Origin of the sequence: Pseudomonas sp. 57B-090624, from assembly GCF_003234055.1 — a bacterium.
In the GTDB taxonomy this organism is placed as follows: Bacteria; Pseudomonadota; Gammaproteobacteria; order Pseudomonadales; family Pseudomonadaceae; genus Metapseudomonas; species Metapseudomonas tohonis.
This window is the reverse complement of the sequence record NZ_QKRU01000051.1, coordinates 1-15,019: the sequence shown is the minus strand read 5'-3', so window position 1 is coordinate 15,019 and position 15,019 is coordinate 1. Positions and strand designations below refer to the sequence as shown.

The following is a 15,019-nucleotide window of genomic DNA, read 5'->3' as shown; positions in this document are numbered from 1 at the left end:
TGCACCCCCTTTCCGAACACGAGGAACCGCCATGCTGGCCAGGGCCTTTCAATACAAGTGCTGGGCGGACCGCCGCGCCCTGGAGGCCATCGGCCTGATCGACGCCGCGCGGTTTCCCGAGTCGCTGGCCTTCACCCTGCAGCAGCTCAACCACATGGTGATTGTCGAGGACCTGTTCCGCGCGCGCCTGACCGGGGCGGCCGAGCCCCACGCGGCCACCAACAGCGATGCGGTGCCCGACTACCCGACGCTCAGGCGCCGCCTGCTCGCGTCCGGCCAGTGGTACGCCGAGGCGGTCGCCCGGCTGGCCGCTGCCGATGCCGCGCAGGAGATCGGCTTCCGCTTCACCGATGGGCGCATGGGCCGGCTGAGCCGCGAGGAGATGTTCTTCCACGTGCTGAACCACGGCACCTACCACCGTGGCAACATCGCCCACGCCCTGGACCTGGCCGGCGTGGCGCACCCGGCGGACACCTACACGGTGTTCGTGCATGCCACCGAGCCCGCGCGCCGGGAGACGCCCTGACGCTGTGCTAGGGCGCGCTGTCCTGGGCGCCGGCCAACGGCTCTTCGGGGCGCGGCTTGTAGAACAGCAGGCGCTGGGTCTGTGCCGTGCGGGTGAAGGTCTTCGCCCAGGAGGGCGAGACGTTGCGGTCGTGGAAGTACAGCGCGCCGTCGGTGCGGTCCCGCAGCTGGCCGTTCAGCGCCTTGCGGGCGATCTCCCGGGCGAGGGTGAAGCGGTCGTCCTCCACGGCTTCGTCGGGGCGACCATCGCACCACCAGGAGAACTGGCAGCTGCGGCTTTCCGAGCCTTGCTTGACCACCGCGCAGACGGTCTTGGGGAACTGCTCGTTGCCGAGACGGTTCATCACCACGTTGGCCACCGACTCCATGTCCTGCGCCGGGGCGCCCTTGGCCTCCCAGTAGATGGAGCGGGCGAGGCAGGTGATGGGGTCGTCCAGCGGCGCCTCGCCGTCCGGGTCCACGGCGCGGGCTTCGCTGCGGGTGATCGGCGGGGTGTCGGCTGGCACCGGCGCCTGGCCGGCGGCCTTCTCTTCCAGCACCTGGGCCTTGCCTTCCGCCGCCTGGGCCTTCTCCCGGGTTTCCCCGGCGTGGGCGGGGCCGCCGACGAGCAGCGCGGCCACGCAGAGCATTCCTGATATCCAGCGCATGATCGACCTCGCCTACGCCGAGCTTCCGGGACCGCCCCGGGCCGGGCGGCTGCCAGCGGGATGCACCTGGCTCGCCCCGCACGAGGCATAGACTGCGGCTGCGCTGGATCATTCCCTGGTGGCGGCGACTCCCACCCCGTCGAAGGCGTTGCCGATCACCCGTTCCTGGCGTTCGACGTTCTGCTGGGTGAAGGCCATGAATGCGGCAAGCGGCAGCGGCTTGCTCAGCAGGTAGCCCTGGAACTGCTGGCAGCCTCGCTCCAGCAGGCACTGCATCTGCGCCTCGGTCTCGACGCCCTCGGCGATCACCGTCAGGCCCATGCTCTGGCCCAGGGCGATGACGCTGCAGACGATGGCCTCGCTGTTGGCGTCGGTGAGCAGGTCGCAGATGAAGGAGCGGTCGATCTTCAGCTTGCCCAGCGGCAGGCGCTTGAGGTGACTGAGGGACGAGAAGCCGGTGCCGAAGTCGTCGAGCGAGAAGGACACGCCGTGCTCCACCAGCTGCGACATCTTGCGCGTCAGGTCTTCCAGGTCCTGGACCAGCATGGTCTCGGTCAGCTCCAGCTCCAGGCGGCTGGCGTCCATGCCGTGGCGCCTGAGCATCTCCAGCACCTCGGGCACGAAGCTGGCCTGGCGGAACTGCTTCTGGCTGATGTTGACCGCCAGGCACAGGTCCTTGTGGACGGGGTCGTCCGCCCAGCTGCGCAGTTGGGCGCAGGCCTGCTCCAGCACCCACTTGCCGATGGGGATGATCAGCCCGCTGCGCTCGGCGTGGTCGATGAACTCACCGGGTGGCAGCAGGCCGCGCTGCGGGTGGCGCCAGCGGATCAGCACCTCGGCACCGATCACCCGCCCGGCGACGTCGAGCTGCGGCTGGTAGTGCAGCTCGAACTGCCGCTCGCGCAGGGCCGCCTGCAGCTCGCGCTCCAGCACCGAGCGCTCGGCGGCGTCGGTCTGCAGGACATGCAGCAGGGCGAAGAACATCGCCATCGCCGCGCCGGCCTGGGCCCAGGAGCCGGGGGTGCGCACCTCGTCCGGCAGGTTGTGGCCGGGGAGCGGTGTCCAGTTGCTGGAGGCCAGGCAGGTGAAGGTCACCAGGCACAGCAGCGCGACGCCATAGCGCAGCCACAGGCCTTCGTCGCGGAAGGCCATCAGCGCGGCGAGGGTGAGCGGCAGCAGGTAGAGGTGGGTGGCGCGGGGGGCCGCGGCGTTGGGCGCGTCGAGCACGATGGCGGTGCCGGCGATGGTGACGATCAGCACGCTGAAGAGCAGGAGGTTGGCGCTGCGCGCCTTGTTGCACACCGTGAGGTGGAAGACCGCCAGGCCCGAGGTGATCAGCACCGCATCCATCGCGACGATGGCCCAGAGCCCGCGCAGGCTGAAGACCACCGCCCAGATCAGGCCCAGCACCAGCATCACGCTGCTCGCCAGCAGGCGCATGCGGCGCTCGCGGCGCTGGGCCACCGACACCAGGTCGGCGGCATGCCACAGCTGCCTTAGGCGCTTCCACAAGCGAGTTGTCGCGTTCATTCGGGGTTCCCGTGCGCCCGTGTTCAGCCGGGCCGTCCGTTCCACGCGGCGATCCCTGCAGGCTGGGAAGGATTATAGAAGGCGGTTTTCCCAGGCGCAGCGGCAGGGCGGAGGCCCATGGGATTCAGGTCGTTTTTGCCTGTGCCCGCTGCGGCGCGAGGCCGAGCCGGGGCAGGGGGCAGCCCTGTTCAGTCCATTTCCACCTGCCACCAGGCCGGCAGCAGGCGGCGGATCTCCGGTTGGGCGAAGCGGTCGTCCATCAGGTGCACCACGCCGCGGTCGCCCTGGGTGCGGATCACCCGCCCGGCGGCCTGCACCACCTTCTGCAGCCCGGGGTAGAGGTAGGTGTAGTCGTAGCCGGCCTGGAAGATCGCGGCCATGCGCTGCTTCAACTGCTCGTTCACCGGGTTCACCTGGGGCAGGCCGAGGGTGGCGATGAACGCACCGATCAGGCGCTCGCCCGGCAGGTCGATGCCTTCGCCGAAGGCCCCGCCGAGCACCGCGAAGCCGATGCCGCGGCCGCCCTCGGCGAAGCGTTCGAGAAAGGCCGTGCGCGCGCCCTCGTCCATGCTCCGCGACTGGCTCCAGGCGGGGATGAAGGGGTGGCGTTCGGCGAACAGCGCCGCCACCTGCTCCAGGTACTGGTAGCTGCTGAAGAAGGCCAGGTAGTTGCCCGGGCGCTGATGGAACTGGTCGGCCATGCGCTCGACGATGGGTTCCAGGGATTGCATGCGGTGCTGGTAGCGGGTGGACAGGCGCCGCGCCACGCGCACCTGCAACTGCTCGGCGGCGAAGGGCGACTGCACCTCCAGCCAGGGCGTGCTGGCCGGCACCCCCAGCAGGTCGGCGTAGTAGCGGCGCGGGTTGAGGGTGGCGGAGAACAGCACTGTGGAGCGGCTGCCGGCCAGGCGCGGGCCGAGGAAGGGCGCCGGCACCAGGTTGCGCAGGCACAGGGTGGAGCGGCTGCTCTTGCCCGCCTGGTATTTGCTCAGGTCGAACAGCGAATGGCGGTCGAACAGCTCGGCCATGCGGCCGAAATGCATGGCGTCGAAATAGAACGCCATCAGCTCGGGGTCCAGCGGTGCGCCGGGCTGTTCGGCGAGGTGGTCGGTGATGGCGGTGACTGCGCTCTGCAGGGCGCCGAGCAGCTTCTGCGGCGGCTCGTCGTAGGCCTGGTAATCCACCACCTGGGCCTTGTTCAGCTCGTTCCAGCTGCGCTGCACCCGCTCCAGGGGCTTCTTCAGCGGTGCCGGCACGCTCTTGCACAGGGCCTTCAGCGCGCCTTGGCGCAGCTCGGCGGAGTACATGGCGCGGGCCCGCTCCACCAGGTTGTGGGCTTCGTCCACCAGCACGCCGACGCGCCACTGGTTGGCCTGGGTGAGGCCGAAGAGCAGGGCACCGAGGTCGAAGTAGTAGTTGTAGTCGCCCACCACCAGGTCGCTCCAGCGCGCCATCTCCTGGCCCAGGTAGTAGGGGCAGACGTCATGGGCCAGGGCCACCTCGCGCAGGGCCACGCGGTCCAGCCAGCGGCGTTCGGCGGCGGCCGCGCGCGCGGCCGGCAGGCGGTCGTAGAAGCCCCGCGCCAGGGGGCAGGCCTCGCCGTGGCAGGCGCTGCCGGGGTGCTCGCAGGCCTTGTCGCGGGCGGTGAGCTCGAGCACCCGCAGGGGCAGCTCGTCGACGCTGTCGCGCAGGGTCGCCAGGCTGTGCAGGGCCAACTGGCGCCCCGGTGTCTTGGCGGCGAGGAAGAAGATGCGCTCCAGGCGCTCGCCGCCCAGGGCCTTGAGCTGGGGGAACAGGGTGGCCAGGGTCTTGCCGATGCCGGTGGGGGCCTGGGCCAGCAGGCAGCAGCCGGTGCTGGCGGCCTTGTACACCGCCTCGGCCAGTTCCCGCTGGCCGCTGCGGAACGCCGCGTGGGGGAAGCGCAACGCCTGGAGCGCCAGGTTGCGCACGCCCTGGTGGGCCAGCTCCGCCTCGGCCCAGGCGATGAAGGCCAGGCACTGCGCCTCGAAGAAGGCGCGCAGCTCGGCGGCGCTGGCGCGCTCGGTGAACAGGGTTTCCTTCTGGCTGGCGACATCGAAATACACCAGGGCCAGTTCCACCTCGTCCAGGCCCCGCTCCTGGCACAGCAGCCAGCCGTAGACGCGCACCTGGGCCCAGTGCAGCTGGCGGTGGTTGGCCGGCTGGCGGGCCAGGTCGCCGCGATGGGTCTTCACCTCTTCCAGGCGGTTGCGCGCGGGGTCGTAGCCGTCGGCGCGGCCGCGCACCTTGAGGGTGCGGAACTCGCCCGCCAGCGCCACCTCGCTCTGGTAGCCCTCGCCCCGGCGCGCCGCCACCAGGGCGTGGCCGGCCATGCCTTCCAGGGCTGTTGGGGCGGGGGTGAAGCGCAGGTCCAGGTCGCCGCACTTGGCGGTGAATTCGCAGAGCGCACGCACCGCCACCTGGTAGCTCACGCGATGGCGGCCTCGGTTTCGGCCCATTGCACGTAGCAGACGGTGACCGGCATCTGGTGCTCGGCGCAGAAGTCCAGCCAGCGCAGCTGGTTGTCCTGCAGGCGGTCGCCGGGGCCCTTCACCTCGATCATCTGGTAGCGGCGTTCCCGGGGCCAGAAGCGGATCAGGTCCGGCAGCCCGGCGCGGTTGGTCTTGATGTCGGCCAGCAGGCGCTGGAACCACAGCTTCAGGTGCGCGGCGGGCAGGCACGCCAGCGCCTGCTCCAGCAGCGCCTCGTCGAGCACGCCCCAGTAGACGAAGGGCGACTGCAGGCCGTACTTGGCGGCGTGGTTGCGGCGGATGGTGGCCTGCCAGGCATCGCTGTCCAGCTGCGCCAGGCAGGCGGCGAAGGCCTCGCTGCGGCGCGCCTGGAAGTCGGCGGCGAGCAGGTCCGCCGGGGCGGCGTGGAAGGGGTGGAAGAAGGCGCCCGGCACCGGCAGGAAGATCGCCTCCCAGCAGAGCAGGCCGAACAGCGAGTTGACCAGGGTGTTCTCGACGTAGTGCACCGGCCCCGGCTCGTCCGCCAGGTGCCGGGCGACGCTGTGCTCCACCGAGACGAAGTCTTCGCCCCGGGGCAGCCGCAGGTCCAGGCGCGTCACCGGCGTGGGCGCGCGCGGTGGCTGCTTCGGCAGGCCCAGCCTGCGTCGCAGGCGCGGCAGGATGCGTGTGAGGTGCTGCTGCTCCTCGTCACTGTGCACGCCGGCCGCCAGCTCCAGGGCGAGGCGATGGGCGTCGTCGAAGGCGGCGAGCTTCTCCAGCACGCGGATGCGGCGGATACGCGCGCCGGGGTCGCTGCACCCGGCATAGATCTCCAGCGCCAGGTCCAGTTCACCCTGGCGCTCGCAATGCTGGCCGAGCTGGAACAGCAGGCGCGCGCGGCGTCCCTGCAGCCAGGGGTTGTCGTTGGCCGGCGGAATGCTCGCCAGCACCTCGGCGGGCTCCTCGCCGGCTTCGAAGCGCTCGCGGCACTGGTAGAGATGCAGGTACAGCTCGATGTCGGCGCGGTGGCGGAAGCCACGCGAGGCGGCGTCCAGCTCCACCTTCTCGTACTGGTAGATGCCCAGGTCGGCGAGGACGAACTCGGACCAGTCCTGGGCCAGGTTGCCGAAGAACATCAGCCGCAGCCGGTCGCACAGGGCCATGAGCTGCAAGGCATGGACGCGCTCCTCCAGCTCCGGGCACCAGGCGTCCAGGGGCTGCGCCTCGGGGTATAGGGGTTGCAGCAGGGCGAGCTGGTCGGCCTTGCGCAGGGCCGCGCGGCCCAGGTGCGTGGCAAAGCAGGCGGCGATCTCCGGCTTGCGCAGCAGGGCGAAGAGTTGCGCAAGCGTCAGCTGCGGTGCCGGGTCCACCCAGCCCAGCGCCACCAGCGGCTCAATGGCTTCGCGGGTGGGGCCGATCTCGGCGTAATCCAGCTTGCTTTCGCGAAACAGCGTGCCCTTGCGCATCACCATGCGCACCAGCAGCGCGCGGGAGGCCTTGGGCAGGCCGGCGAAGGCCGCGATGAAGCCGCGCTCCTCGTCGTCCAGCAGGTCGTCATAGCGGGCGCCGATCCAGTCGAGCACGGCCTGGAAGTTGTTCAGGTAGTAGAAGGGGTCGTCGAGGGCGCTGGGCATGGCGGAACGGCTTGGGCGAATGGCTGGCTATTTATACAGCTATCGACCCCTGCCGCCCAAGGGGATTTCGATCAGTGGAAGGGCATCCTCTGTAGGAGCGAGCTCTGCTCGCGCCCCTCCTCCGGCAGGGCGGTGCTGCGCACCGCTGGGCGACTGAAGTCGCCCCTGCAGAGGCCACCGGGCTTAGCCTCAGCGCACAGGCAGCCCCGCCAGCTTGTCCGGGTTGCGCATGATGAAGATCTGCTGCAACGCGCCGCTCTCGTCGTAGCCGAAGGAGACGCTGGCGGCGATGGCGTCGCCGTGGCGGAGGATGACGCCACGGCTGCCGTTGATCTCCGTCTCCTGCCATCGGTACTCGCCCCAGTACAGGCGCAGGGACTGCTCGATGAAGCCCAGCACCGCCTCGCGTCCATGCAGGGTCTCGCGGAGGGTGGGCACCTTGCCGCCGCCATCGGCGCGCAGCTCCACCTCGGCGCCCAGCAGGCCGGCCAGGGCGCTGCTGTTGCCGCCCTCGATGGCATCGCGAAAGGCCGCCAGCAACTGTTCCTGGCGTTCCACCGGGGTGACGTGGCGCACCCGCGCGTCCTCGACATTGGTGCGCGCCCGTGACACCAGCTTGCGGCAGGCGGACTCCTGCACGGCGAGGATGCCGGCCACCTCGGCATAGGGACGCTCGAAGATGTCGTGCAGCAGGTAGGCGGCACGTTCCTTCGGCGACAGGCGCTCCAGCACCAGCAGGAAGGCGGTCTGCAGCGAGGCGGCCAGGACCATGCCCTCGTCGGGGCCGTCTTCCGCCAGGCCGTGGATGGGCTCCGGCAGCCAGGAACCGACGTAGTCCACCCGCGTGCGCCGGGCCGAGCGCAGCAGGTCGATGCAGCGGCGTGTGCACAGGGTGGTCAGCCAGGCGGCCGGGTTGTCGAGGCCGGCAAGATCGGCCTCCTGCCACTTCAGCCAGCAGTCCTGCAACGCATCCTCGGCGTCGGCGCGCGAGCCGAGGATGCGATAGGCGAGGCCGAGCAGGCGCGGGCGGTGCTGCTGGAAGAGTTCGAGGTGGGCTCGGGTCTGCATCAATGCTTCGACACCTGGATACGGTTCCACAGGTTGATCATCGCCACCTGGGTGGTCAATGCGCTGATCTGCGTTTCGTCGAAGCGTTCGCGCAATGCCTGGCGCAGGGCGGCGTAGTCGCGCTCGTCGTCGATGCGGGTCAGCGCCTCGGTCCAGGCCAGGGCGGCCTTCTCGGCGGCGCTGAAATCCCCCGAATGGCGCCACACCACCAGGCGGTCCAGGCGCTCGCTGGTCTCGCCGCCTTCGCGGGCCTCGCGGGTGTGCATGCGCACGCAGAAGGCGCAGCCGTTGAGTTGCGAGGCACGCAGGTGGACCAGATGCACCAGGGCGCGGGGCAGGCCGAGCTTGTCCAGCTCGGCATGGACGCTGCCCAGCACGGCCAGCACCTGGGGGATTTCCTGTTCGTAACGCACGGCGCGGGTATCGCTCATTCTTCGTCTCCGTCAGGGGGCCGGAGTGGCCCCTTTGATGACTCGACGGATCAGCCTGTGGGGTTGTGACGTGGTGGGGAAAATAATTTTTGCGGGGGAGGGGGGACAGCCCTGCGGGCGAATGGATGGGTTCTGTCTGCGTTGGTTATTGGGGTTTAAAGCAAATCCTCAAGTACGGTGGTTTCCGGGCATCTATGGACTTCTGCCACCTCTACCGCATGGGTTTCGCTTCGCTCGCGGAACGCCGCCCGACCCATCCTAGGAAGGTCCGTGCGCACCACGTGGTGAGGTGCTGGGCGAAGAACGCTGGAGCAGCCGACAACGCCCCTACAGGGACGAGGTGCGCCTCAGCTTTTCGGTACGCCAGGCGGCACCTCGTAGGATGGGTAGAGCGGAGCGAAACCCATCGGGCGGAGTCATCGGCGGGGCTGATGACGTCCCTTCAACGCCGGCGCAGCAGGCCCACGAAGAACAGCCCGCCGATGGCGGCGGTGGCGATGCCGATGGGCAGGTCCTCGGGGGCGACCAGGGTGCGGGCGGCGACGTCGACCCAGACCAGGAACAGCGCGCCGAGCAGGGCGGCCACCGGCAGCAGGCGACGGTGTTCGGCGCCCACCAGGCGGCGCGCCAGGTGCGGCAGCATCAGGCCGACGAAGCCGATGGCGCCGCTCAGGGCCACCAGCACGCCGGTGAGCAGCGAGGCGCAGAGGAACACCTGCAGGCGTACCCGGCGGGCGCTGAAGCCCAGGCTGATGGCGGTCTGCTCGCCGGCCATCAGGGCGTTCAGCCCCCGGGCCTGGGCGAGCAGGGCGACCAGGCCCAGCACCAGGCACAGTGCCGGCGGCCAGAGCAGCTCCCAGCGTGCGGCACCGAGCCCGCCGAGCATCCAGAACACCACCGAGCTGGCGGCATGGTGGTCGCCGAGGAACAGCAGCAGGTTGACCAGCGCCATGCACAGGAAGGACACGGCGACACCCGCCAGCAGCAGGCGATCGCTTTCCAGGCGGCCGTGGCGGCTGGCGATGGCCAGCACCAGTAGCATGCTGCCCAGTGCGCCGACGAAGGCGGCCAGGGGCAGGCTGAGCACACCGATGAATTCGCCCAGGTAGAGCAGCACCAGCACCGCGCCCAGGGCCGCGCCGGAGCTGACCCCGAGCAGGTGCGGGTCGGCCAGCGGATTGCGCGTGGCCGCCTGCAGTGCGCCACCCACCAGGGCCAGGCCGGCACCGACCAGCGCCCCGAGCAGCACCCGGGGTGCGCGGATCAGCCAGACGATGTGTTCCTGGCCCCGGCTCCAGTCGCCCGCAGCGCTCATGCCCAGGCGCTCGGCGAGGATGCCCCAGACATGTGCCTGGGGCACCGCGGCCGGGCCGAAGCCCAGGGCGGCGATGCAGGAGAGCACCAGCGCCACGACGAGGCCGAGCAGCAGCAGGCGGTAGGCGCCGGGCGTGCGCACCGGGCTCATGGCGCCTTCCCGGCGAAGCGTTCGGGGTGCAGGCCGGCGGCCAGGGTCTCGATGGCCTCGATGTTCTCCACCGAGGGGGTGACGGCGAGGTAGGGCAGGACCAGGAAGCGCTGCTCGCGGATCGCCTCGACCGATTGCAGGGCCGGGTGGGCGAGGAGGAAGTCGCGCTTCTGCTGCCAGCTGCGTTCGCCGTAGTCGACGATCAGGATCACCTGCGGGTCGCGCTCGACCACGGTTTCCCAGTTGACCTGGGTCCAGCTGGCGGCGAGGTCGTCCATCAGGTTGTGGCCGCCGGCGGCGGTGATGATCGCTTGGGGCATGCCCAGGCGGCCAGAGGTGAAGGGGCGGTCCTCGCCGCTGTCGTAGAGGAACACCCGGGGCGCCTCGCCACCGTTGGCCAGGCGCCTGGCCACCTCGGCCTGGCGCGTGCGCAGGGCGGCGACCAGGGCGTTGGCGCGGGCCTCGACGTCGAAGATGCGGCCGAGGTTGTCGAGGTCGCGGTAGAGGTCTTCCAGGCTCGCCGCCTCGCGCGGCATCACGTGGGCACAGGATTCGCTCAGCTCGTACACCGGGATGCCCAGGGGCGCGAGGGTGGCCGGGGTGACCTCGCCGCCCACGCGCATGCCGTAGTTCCAGCCGGCGAAGAAGAAGTCGGCATCGACGTTGAGCAGCGTTTCGATGGAGGGGTATTTGCGCGCCAGCTCCGGCAGGTCGCCCAGGGCGGCCATCAGCCGGGCGTCCGGGGTCTTCCAGCCGCTGATGCCGCTGTAGCCGACCATGCGCGATTGCAGGCCGAGGGCGACCATCATGCCGGTGAGGTTGATGTCCTGGCTCACCGCCCGCTGCGGCGCGCGCTCGAACACCACCTGGCGGTCGCAGCTGGTGACGCGCAGCGGGTAGTCGGTGGCCTGGGCGAGGGGGGCCAGGAGCAGGGCGAGCAGGGCGATCGATGAAGGCTTCATGGGCTGATCCAGGTGATGCGCGGGTGGTCGGCGAGGGGGTGGCGGTCCACCAGCGCGTGCACGCCGAACACCTGTTGCAGCAGCTCGGCGGTGAGCACGTCGGTGGGCGTCCCGCTGGCCACCACGCGGCCTTGGTCGAGGACGTAGAGGCGGTCGCAGAAGGCCGCCGCCAGGTTGAGGTCGTGGAAGCTGGCCAGGGTGCTCAGGCGCAGGCGCCGCAGCTGGTGCAGCAGCTCCAGCTGGTAGCGCGGGTCGAGGTGGTTGGTGGGCTCGTCGAGCAGCAGCAGGCCGGGGCGCTGGACCAGGGCGCGGGCCAGCAGCACGCGCTGCTTCTCGCCGCCGGAGAGGCGGGCGAAGGGGTGCGCGTGGAAGCCGCCCATGCCCACGGTGGCCAGCGCCTCGGCGACCAACGCGGCGTCTTCGGCATCGTCGCCATCGAACAGGCCCTTGTGCGGCGAACGGCCCATGGCGACCACCTCGGCCACGGCGAGGCCGAAGTCCTGGGGGAATTCCTGCAGCACCACGGCGATGCGTTGCGCGCTCCAGCGCGGGGTGCGTCGCCAGAGGTCCTCGCCATCCAGCGCCACCCAGCCGGCGGCCGGGCGCTCGGCGCGGTAGGCGCAGCGCAGCAGGCTGGTCTTGCCGCTGCCGTTGGGGCCGATGAGGCCGACGAACTCGCCCTCGCGCACCTGCAGGTCGATGCCCTGCAGAAGCCAACGGGGGCGAGCGTCGGGTGCCCAGGCGAGGTCGCTGATGTTCAGTGAGGGCATGCCGGGCACTCCTTTCGCCGGATCAGAAGCTGTAGTCGGCGGTGACGAAGAAGGAACGGGGCTGGCCCAGCAGCCATTGCTGGCCGCCGTTCTGCTGGGTGACGGCGTAGCGGCGGTCGAGCAGGTTGTTCAGCTCCAGCCCCAGGCGCGTGTCCGGCAGCACCTGCCAGCCGAGGTTGGCGTCGAGCACGGTGTAGCCGGGCACCTTCACGGTGTTGGCGGCGTCGGCATAGCGGGCATCGACGTAGCGCGCGCCGATGCCGGCGTCCAGGTCATGGCCGAGTGCCTTGCTGACCCAGAGGTTGGCGGTGCGCCGTGGCACGTCGGTGGGGCGGTTGCCGGACCGGGAGACGAGCTGGCCGCCGACGGATTCGTTGAAGTCGTCGTATTCGGCGCGCAGCAGCGAGGCGTTGGCCGAGACGTGCCAGCCCTGCTCCAGGGCCAGTTCCAGGGTCGCCTCCAGGCCGTCGGAAGACTGCTGGCCGATCTGCTGGGTGGGGCGGGTCACCGATTCACGAGAGAGCAGCTTCTTCTTGACGATGTGGTAGGCGGCCAGGGTCCATTCGCCGCGCCCGTCCCAGAACTGTTGCTTGAGGCCGAACTCGGTCTGCTTCGACTCGGTCAGGTCCATCTGTTGCTGGGTGGGGCTGAGGGTGATGAGGTTGCTGACGCCGTCCTCGCTGGTGGAGTACTGGCCATAGAAGGACAGCTGCGGGGTGGCGGCGAACACCAGGCCGGCGCGCCAGTTGCCGCCCTGGATGCTGCGGTCGCTGCGGCTGTTGGCACGCAGGTCGGTGCGGTCGACGTGGTTCTGGTCGCGGCGCAGGCCGGTGACCACGGACCAGCGCTCGCCGAGCTGGGTGCGGTTCTCGGCGAACAGCGCGGCGGTGCGGGTTTCGCTGCGCGAGTGCGGGCGGTAGGCCGAGGCGCTCTGGTAGTAGCCGGGCGCGGGGTTCCAGGGGTCGACGTAGTCGCCGCCGATGTCGGTGTAGGGCGAGTTGTTCAGCAGGTCGAAGCGGATGCGGTTGAACTCGCCGCCGACCAGGGTGCGGCTGTCGAGGCCGAACAACGAGTGGTCGAAGGTGAAGGTCTGGCGGTCGCCGATCTGCTCCTGCTCGTGCTTGATGCGCAGGTTCTCGGCGCGCTCCAGCTGGCCCCGGCCGGCGTCCCAGGTGTAGGCCTCGGCGTTGCGCCAGTAGCGGCGGCTCTTGATGTGGTAGAGCTGGTTGCTGGCGCTGAAGCCTTCGCCGGGCGTCCAGTCGGTGACGAGCCGGGTCCACTGGTCGTTGTAGTGCTGCTCGGCGTTGTGCAGGTTGTAGTTCTTCTCCTTCAGGCTGTCGCGTAGGTGGCCGTCGATCAGCGGCGTGCCGAAGTAGTTCATCGGCGTGAGGTCGCCCTGGTCATGGGCCAGGGTGAAGGCCAGGTCGTCGCTGGCCTGCCAGCGCAGGGCGGCGCTGAGGCCGAGGTTCTTCGAGTCGCCCCGGTCGATCCAGCCGTGGCTGGTTTCGCGGTTGAGGTTGAGGCGGTAGCTGAGGGTGTCGGTGAGCGAGCCGCCGCTGTCCAGGGCCATCTGCTGGCGGTCGTCGGAGCCGTAGCCCAGGCGCAGGCGGTTGCGGATCTCGCCGTCGAAGGGCTTCTTCGGCACCACGTTGATCACCGCGCCCGTGGCGCCTTCGCCGTAGAGCACCGAGGCCGGGCCACGGATCACGTCGATGCGTTCGACCATCCACGGGTCGGTGGGGAAGGTGGTGGTGCCCATGCCGGTGTAGAAGCGCGTGCCGTCGTACAGCTGCATCACCGAGGCGTGGCCGGTGAAGCCCCGGGCCGAGAGGGCGGTGCCGCCGTTGCCGGGGGTGCCGATGTGGGTGATGCCGGGGCTGCGGGTCACGGCGTCCTGCACGGTGGCGTTGTTGCGTGCGCGCACTTCGTCGCCGCTGATGGCGCTGGTGCTGGCCGGGGTTTCCAGGGCGGAGAGGCCCAGGCGCGAGCCGGCGGGCACGGGCGTGTCGAGGCGGATGGTCGTGTCGTCCGCCTGGTCGGTGACGGCGGTGGCCGGTAGCGCCAGGGTGCCGTCTTCGGCGTGCAGGGCGAGGGAAATGGACAGCGCGAGCAGGCCGAGGGCGGCGCTCGCCGGAGCGTTGGAGCTGAAGGTACGGGTCATGTCGTTCCTATCACGTCAGGAATGAATGGAGCCCGGAGGGAATGCAAAGGCGCGCGCGGGCGCGTGCACCCGTGCGAGAAACCGGCCCGTGCCCGCCCACCGCGGGTTTGCCTATCGATGCTCCAGGCCGGTCTCCGGGCTTGCGAGGATCACGTCGCATCCGCCTTCCCATGCCATGGGCACAGTGGCGTATCGGATGCAGCGCTCGCTTACCGTTGCGGGGGCAGCGCCGGACTGGTCCTGATGGACGCACCGGCTTCCCGTTTAACCCCACGCACGACGGCGTGGGACACCTGGAACGGCGCGCATATGACCATCCGCGCGCTCGGGCGTCAACGTTGAAATCGTGCGCGGGATGGCGCAATCCCCCTTCCCAGAGCCGTAGCGACGTTGCCGGAATGCCTTCCTTCTTGTCATGTCAACAATGTTGATTTGAGATTCTGCGCTCACGTATCGTCCGTCCACGGGCTGCAGGGCGATTCCCTCGCAGGGCCGCCCGCCATCCCCCCGAAACCGCTCGCCGACCCCGGCAGAGCCAGGAGCCTCGAGATGACCGATACCCCGAACAGATCCATCCCTTCCGGCCTGCAGATCCTCCAGGCGGTGATCGACGGCAAGCTGCCCGCGCCCTCCATCGGCGAGACCATGGCGATGAAGGCGGTGGGCGTCGAGCCCGGGCGTATCTTCATCGAGGCGCGGCCGGATGTACGTCACCTCAACCCGGCGAACACCGTACACGGCGGTTTCGCCGCCACCTGCCTGGACGGTGCCGCGGGCCTGGCGCTGTTCACCACGCTGCCCGGCGATACGCGGTATTCGACGGTGGACCTGGGCGTGAAGTACCTGCGCCCGCTCAAGGCCGGCGAGGTGTACAGCGTGGAGGGCTGGGTGGTGGAGCGCACCCGCAGCCTGGCGTTCTGCGATGCCCATATCCGCGATGCCGCCGGCACGCTCTGTGCCCGCGCCACCACCACCTTCAGCGTGAGGGACTGAGCCATGCGCGAACTCATCGTCAAGGGCGCGGGGCGCCTGGCCTGGGAGGAGGCGCCGTCACCGGTGCTGGATTCGCCGCTGGCGGCGCTGGTGCGGCCCATCGCCTCGGCCTCCTGCGACCTCGACCGGCGCCTGATCGCCGGGCTGACACCGTTCAAGCCGCCCTTCGCCCTGGGCCACGAATGCGTGGCCGAGGTGCTGGACGTGGGCGCGCAGGTGGGCACGGTCAAGCGCGGCGACCTGGTCTCGGTGCCCTGGAAGATCGCCTGCGGCACCTGCCGCCAATGCCTGGCCGGGCGCAGTACGGCCTGCACGGGCGTCGCCCGGCATGCGGCCTATGGCGTGCCGGCGGGCGGGCACTGGGG

At 70.1% G+C, this 15,019-nt stretch carries 13 protein-coding genes and 1 riboswitch; of the genes, 3 read left to right on the top strand and 10 right to left on the bottom strand.

All coding sequences use genetic code 11. The annotated features are described in order from the left end of the window. Nucleotides 1–31 precede the first annotated feature (31 nt). On the top strand, nucleotides 32–526 hold the full coding sequence (locus tag DMX10_RS22150) for a DinB family protein (RefSeq protein ID WP_111263103.1): 495 nt from the start codon (nucleotides 32–34) through the stop codon (nucleotides 524–526). Between the two features lie 7 nt (nucleotides 527–533). Here the strand turns inward: DMX10_RS22150 and DMX10_RS22145 are convergent, their stop codons facing one another. The 10 genes from DMX10_RS22145 to DMX10_RS22100 form a co-directional block, all read right to left on the bottom strand. Continuing rightward, a complete protein-coding gene (locus tag DMX10_RS22145; protein WP_111263102.1) occupies nucleotides 534–1,172 on the bottom strand; it encodes a cell wall hydrolase in 639 nt (212 codons plus the stop codon). Nucleotides 1,173–1,280: 108 nt separating this feature from the next. Then, on the bottom strand, nucleotides 1,281–2,702 hold the full coding sequence (locus DMX10_RS22140) for a bifunctional diguanylate cyclase/phosphodiesterase (RefSeq protein WP_111263101.1): 1,422 nt from the start codon (nucleotides 2,700–2,702) through the stop codon (nucleotides 1,281–1,283). A 188-nt stretch (nucleotides 2,703–2,890) separates the two neighbouring features. Then, entirely contained in the window at nucleotides 2,891–5,179 is a 2,289-nt protein-coding gene (locus DMX10_RS22135; RefSeq protein WP_111263100.1) for an ATP-dependent DNA helicase, read from the bottom strand. Then, nucleotides 5,149–6,804 (bottom strand): VRR-NUC domain-containing protein, encoded by a 1,656-nt coding sequence (locus tag DMX10_RS22130; RefSeq protein WP_111263099.1) that lies wholly within the window; start codon nucleotides 6,802–6,804, stop codon nucleotides 5,149–5,151. The genes DMX10_RS22135 and DMX10_RS22130 overlap by 31 nt, the downstream gene beginning before the upstream one ends. A 189-nt stretch (nucleotides 6,805–6,993) precedes the next feature. Next, nucleotides 6,994–7,872 carry an RNA polymerase sigma factor SigJ gene (sigJ, locus tag DMX10_RS22125; RefSeq protein WP_111263098.1) on the bottom strand — a complete coding sequence of 293 codons (879 nt, stop codon included), beginning with the start codon at nucleotides 7,870–7,872 and terminating at the stop codon, nucleotides 6,994–6,996. Further along, nucleotides 7,872–8,303 carry a carboxymuconolactone decarboxylase family protein gene (locus tag DMX10_RS22120; protein WP_111263097.1) on the bottom strand — a complete coding sequence of 144 codons (432 nt, stop codon included), beginning with the start codon at nucleotides 8,301–8,303 and terminating at the stop codon, nucleotides 7,872–7,874. Before DMX10_RS22120 ends, sigJ begins: the two co-directional genes overlap by 1 nt. 442 nt (nucleotides 8,304–8,745) lie before the next feature. Then, nucleotides 8,746–9,768: an iron ABC transporter permease gene (locus DMX10_RS22115; protein ID WP_111263096.1), complete on the bottom strand. Its 1,023-nt coding sequence runs from the start codon at nucleotides 9,766–9,768 to the stop codon at nucleotides 8,746–8,748. Next, nucleotides 9,765–10,730 carry an ABC transporter substrate-binding protein gene (locus DMX10_RS22110; RefSeq protein WP_111263095.1) on the bottom strand — a complete coding sequence of 322 codons (966 nt, stop codon included), beginning with the start codon at nucleotides 10,728–10,730 and terminating at the stop codon, nucleotides 9,765–9,767. The genes DMX10_RS22115 and DMX10_RS22110 overlap by 4 nt, the downstream gene beginning before the upstream one ends. Then, a complete protein-coding gene (locus DMX10_RS22105) occupies nucleotides 10,727–11,500 on the bottom strand; it encodes an ABC transporter ATP-binding protein (RefSeq protein WP_111263094.1) in 774 nt (257 codons plus the stop codon). Before DMX10_RS22105 ends, DMX10_RS22110 begins: the two co-directional genes overlap by 4 nt. A 22-nt stretch (nucleotides 11,501–11,522) precedes the next feature. Next, the gene (locus tag DMX10_RS22100; protein WP_111263093.1) at nucleotides 11,523–13,661 is read right to left on the bottom strand and encodes a TonB-dependent siderophore receptor; all 2,139 of its coding nucleotides are present in this window, start codon (nucleotides 13,659–13,661) and stop codon (nucleotides 11,523–11,525) included. A 107-nt stretch (nucleotides 13,662–13,768) separates the two neighbouring features. Continuing rightward, a riboswitch (cobalamin riboswitch) is annotated at nucleotides 13,769–13,973 on the bottom strand. Nucleotides 13,974–14,210: 237 nt separating this feature from the next. Between DMX10_RS22100 and DMX10_RS22095 the strand changes: the two genes are divergently transcribed. Both DMX10_RS22095 and DMX10_RS22090 read left to right on the top strand, forming a co-directional pair. Next, on the top strand, nucleotides 14,211–14,654 hold the full coding sequence (locus DMX10_RS22095) for a PaaI family thioesterase (protein ID WP_111263092.1): 444 nt from the start codon (nucleotides 14,211–14,213) through the stop codon (nucleotides 14,652–14,654). A 3-nt stretch (nucleotides 14,655–14,657) separates the two neighbouring features. Then, nucleotides 14,658–15,019, top strand: a 362-nt coding sequence (locus DMX10_RS22090; protein ID WP_158545619.1) for an alcohol dehydrogenase catalytic domain-containing protein, incomplete at its 3' end; no start/stop codon positions are given.

Excerpts from the sequence above, each read along its gene's own strand:
- DMX10_RS22130 (WP_111263099.1), bottom strand. The coding sequence starts at position 6,804 with ATGCCCAGCGCCCTCGACGACCCCTTCTACTACCTGAACAACTTCCAG.
- DMX10_RS22115 (WP_111263096.1), bottom strand. The coding sequence starts at position 9,768 with ATGAGCCCGGTGCGCACGCCCGGCGCCTACCGCCTGCTGCTGCTCGGC.
- DMX10_RS22095 (WP_111263092.1), top strand. The coding sequence starts at position 14,211 with ATGACCGATACCCCGAACAGATCCATCCCTTCCGGCCTGCAGATCCTC.
- DMX10_RS22120 (WP_111263097.1), bottom strand. The coding sequence starts at position 8,303 with ATGAGCGATACCCGCGCCGTGCGTTACGAACAGGAAATCCCCCAGGTG.
- DMX10_RS22110 (WP_111263095.1), bottom strand. The coding sequence starts at position 10,730 with ATGAAGCCTTCATCGATCGCCCTGCTCGCCCTGCTCCTGGCCCCCCTC.
- DMX10_RS22135 (WP_111263100.1), bottom strand. The coding sequence starts at position 5,179 with ATGGGCCGAAACCGAGGCCGCCATCGCGTGAGCTACCAGGTGGCGGTG.
- sigJ (WP_111263098.1), bottom strand. The coding sequence starts at position 7,872 with ATGCAGACCCGAGCCCACCTCGAACTCTTCCAGCAGCACCGCCCGCGC.
- DMX10_RS22100 (WP_111263093.1), bottom strand. The coding sequence starts at position 13,661 with ATGACCCGTACCTTCAGCTCCAACGCTCCGGCGAGCGCCGCCCTCGGC.
- DMX10_RS22140 (WP_111263101.1), bottom strand. The coding sequence starts at position 2,702 with ATGAACGCGACAACTCGCTTGTGGAAGCGCCTAAGGCAGCTGTGGCAT.
- DMX10_RS22105 (WP_111263094.1), bottom strand. The coding sequence starts at position 11,500 with ATGCCCTCACTGAACATCAGCGACCTCGCCTGGGCACCCGACGCTCGC.
- DMX10_RS22150 (WP_111263103.1), top strand. The coding sequence starts at position 32 with ATGCTGGCCAGGGCCTTTCAATACAAGTGCTGGGCGGACCGCCGCGCC.
- DMX10_RS22145 (WP_111263102.1), bottom strand. The coding sequence starts at position 1,172 with ATGCGCTGGATATCAGGAATGCTCTGCGTGGCCGCGCTGCTCGTCGGC.